This is a genomic window from Mesorhizobium sp. M4A.F.Ca.ET.050.02.1.1, assembly GCF_003997725.1.
Classification (GTDB): Bacteria; Pseudomonadota; Alphaproteobacteria; order Rhizobiales; family Rhizobiaceae; genus Mesorhizobium.
This window is the reverse complement of sequence record NZ_RZSG01000653.1, coordinates 1-3,434: the sequence shown is the minus strand read 5'-3', so window position 1 is coordinate 3,434 and position 3,434 is coordinate 1. Positions and strand designations below refer to the sequence as shown.

Annotated in this window: 2 protein-coding genes and 1 pseudogene; 2 read left to right on the top strand and 1 reads right to left on the bottom strand. The window is 64.3% G+C overall.

The features are described from left to right. The first annotated feature begins 323 nt into the window (after nt 1–323). A complete protein-coding gene (typA, locus tag EOA33_RS28745; RefSeq protein ID WP_126057573.1) occupies nt 324–2,153 on the top strand; it encodes a translational GTPase TypA in 1,830 nt (609 codons plus the stop codon). Between the two features lie 56 nt (nt 2,154–2,209). Here the strand turns inward: typA and EOA33_RS28740 are convergent, their stop codons facing one another. Next, nucleotides 2,210–2,836, bottom strand: coding sequence for a DUF1062 domain-containing protein (locus EOA33_RS28740; RefSeq protein WP_126057574.1), 627 nt, complete (start codon nt 2,834–2,836; stop codon nt 2,210–2,212). Between the two features lie 417 nt (nt 2,837–3,253). Between EOA33_RS28740 and EOA33_RS28735 the strand changes: the two are divergent. Then, nucleotides 3,254–3,434 (top strand): annotated as a pseudogene (locus tag EOA33_RS28735) (LysE family translocator); the annotation flags it as partial.

The window sequence follows — 3,434 nt, the reverse complement described above, 5'->3', positions numbered from 1 at the left end:
TCGGCGGGCAAAGCCGGATTTCCCTGGAGCGTCGCGGCGGACTGCGCCCCGCCAACCGCCAGCAGAACGGCAAGCGTTGCCCATGCCACGGTTGGACGCAATCTGGTGAGTTGATCGGTCATGGGAATCGAACTGCCTGGACCCCGAAAGGTTCCGCCCTGGTGAATTGATACATTTGACGCAAAGACGCTTAACAATTGGTAACCACATATTTGGGTACGAGCCTCCCCTTTCGCAAATGCGAAAAACCCTGTATGAGCCGCGCAACCGAAAAAGGCGGCGCCTCTGGGCCTGCTGCCCGCAACGCTCCCGAGACCAGACACATGAACCTCCGCAATATCGCGATCATCGCGCACGTCGACCATGGAAAAACCACCCTCGTCGACCAGCTCTTGAAACAGTCCGGCGCCTTCCGCGACAACCAGCGCGTCGCCGAGCGCGCCATGGATTCCAACGACCTCGAAAAGGAACGCGGCATCACCATCCTGGCCAAGGCGACTTCGGTCGACTGGCATGGCACCCGCATCAACATCGTCGACACGCCCGGCCACGCCGATTTCGGCGGCGAGGTCGAGCGCATCCTGTCTATGGTGGATTCGGCGATCGTGCTGGTCGATGCCGCCGAAGGGCCGATGCCGCAGACCAAGTTCGTCGTCGGCAAGGCGCTCAAGGTCGGCCTGAAGCCGATCGTCGTCATCAACAAGATCGATCGCCCGGACGCCCGCCACGTCGAGGTGGTCAACGAGGTGTTCGATCTCTTCGCCGCGCTTGACGCCACCGACGAGCAGCTCGACTTCCCGATCCTGTACGGTTCGGGCCGCGACGGCTGGGTCTCGGAAAACCCCGAAGGCCCGAAGGATCAGGGCCTGGCGCCGCTGTTCGATCTCGTCGTCAAGCACGTGCCGGCGCCGACGGTGCATCCCGGCCCGTTCCGCATGATCGGCACCATCCTGGAAGCCAATCCCTTCCTCGGCCGCATCATCACCGGCCGCATCGAGTCGGGCTCGCTGAAGGCCAATCAGGCGGTCAAGGTGCTGCACCATGACGGCACCCAGATCGAGACCGGCCGTGTCTCCAAGATTCTCGCCTTCCGCGGCCTCGAGCGCCAGCCGATCGAAGAAGCCCAGGCGGGCGACATCGTCGCCATCGCCGGCCTGTCGAAGGGCACCGTCGCCGACACGTTCTGCGACCCGACGGTGACCGAGCCGCTGCATGCGCAGCCGATCGATCCGCCGACGGTGACCATGTCCTTCCTCGTCAATGACAGCCCGCTCGCCGGCACCGAGGGCGACAAGGTGACCAGCCGCGTCATCCGCGACCGCCTGCTGCGCGAAGCCGAGGGCAATGTCGCGCTGAAGATCGAGGAATCGCCGGAAAAGGATTCCTTCTTCGTCTCCGGCCGTGGCGAATTGCAGCTTGCGGTGCTGATCGAGACGATGCGCCGCGAAGGCTTCGAGATCGCCGTGTCGCGGCCGCGCGTCGTCATGCAGAAGGGCGAGAACGGCGAGCTGCTGGAGCCGGTCGAGGAGGTCGTCATCGACGTCGACGAGGAGCATGCCGGCGTCGTCGTGCAGAAGATGTCGGAGCGCAAGGCCGAGATGGTCGAGCTGCGCCCGTCCGGCGGCAACCGCCAGCGCCTGGTCTTCCATGCCCCGACACGCGGCCTGATCGGCTACCAGTCGGAGCTCTTGACCGACACGCGCGGCACCGCCGTGATGAACCGGCTGTTCCATGCCTATGAGCCCTACAAGGGCGAACTGCCCGGCCGCACCAATGGCGTGCTGATCTCCAACGAGCAGGGCGAGTCGGTCGCCTATGCGATGTGGAACCTGGAAGACCGCGGCCCGATGGTCATCGATCCCGGCGTCAGGGTCTATCAGGGCATGATCATCGGCATCCACAGCCGCGACAACGACCTCGAGGTCAATGTTTTGAAAGGCAAGAAGCTCACCAACATCCGCGCCGCCGGCAAGGACGAGGCGGTGAAGCTGACCCCGCCGATCCGCATGACGCTGGAGCGCGCGCTGGCCTGGATCCAGGACGACGAGCTGGTCGAGGTAACGCCGAAGACGATCCGGCTGCGCAAGCTCTATCTCGACCCGAACGAACGTAAGCGTTTCGAGAAGTCGGCCAAGGCGGTCGGCGCGGCGTAAGGTCTTCGCCTGAGCAATCATCGAGGGAGGGAGCACTGCTCCCTCCCTTTTTCGTTTCACGCGCCGGCAGCGGCGACGATGGTGTCGCGATCCGGTTCGTCGCTCAGATCGATACGGATGGCCATGCCGTCGCGCGGCGGCCTGCGCAGCGCCCTGGCGCCATCAAGCTCGACGCAAAGCTGCCGCCGCTCCTCCCAGGCCTGAAGCCGCGAGCGCGAGACGCCGAGTTCGCCAGCCAGCAACCGGTCGAGCCGCAAGGGCACAGGCATTTCCAGAGTGAGCCGCAGGTCCAGCACGGTCGTATGTTCCGGCCGGCGTTCCAGCACATACCTTTCAATGGCGACGTCTGGGAACTCCTCGATGCGTCCGACGTGGCTCCTCAGTACGGCGGCATCGAAGGCATGACGCCGGGCCAGCGCCGGGTCGTTGCTTTCGAGTGCCGCAAGCAGCGCCGGCTCGATGTCGTGGCGGCTGCGGCGCTCGAAAATGGCGAAATTCCAGGAATTGTCGCAGTCGACGCAGCGGTAGATCAGCCAGGCGTCGATGCGCTTGCCGTTGGCGTTGACGCGGAACTTGCCGCTCGATCGATACGGCCTGAGGCCGCGGCAGCGATTGCAGTTGATGAGAGGTCGAGGCGCGATTTCGGGCGCGATCGCCCAGCGGATACGCAAAAGTCCGGACATGCCGAAAGCCCTTCCCGTCGGGAAGTTCGCCAGGTCGGCGATGTCGAGTTGCCCGGGCGGGCACGGCGTGGCTGGAGAGCTGCGGCTTTAAGGAAATCAGGCGTCGCGCAGCGCGCGACAGGTTCAGCAATGCCAAACCGGTCTCGAACCGCCGCCTGAGGAACACATGAAATGATCGGGACGCCGCAACTGCAGCGCCCTGTGTTTTCAGGAGAGTTGACGAGACCGGCGGTTACTGAGGCAAAATGAAGCTCGAAATGAATGTCGGGGCGGCTCTTCTAGCCGCGGCCGACGGGAACGGCAAGGCGGCAATTGTCGAGATCGGCGCCCCGCCCGACCGAAGCGATTGCTTGTTCTTTGCCAATGCTGCCGTTGCTGGCTAGATTGGCGGCCAAACCTCGATCGGAGATTTTGGCCATGCATATCACCTCGCTGCTGATCTTCGCTGCCGCGCTTTTCGTGGCCGCCGGTTCGCCCGGCCCGTCGATCGCCGCCCTTGTCGCAAGGGTGATCGCGAAGGGTTTTCGCGACGTGTTCCCATTCCTGCTCGCCATGTGGATCGGCGAGGGCATCTGGCTGTCGCTGGCAGTGTTCGGGC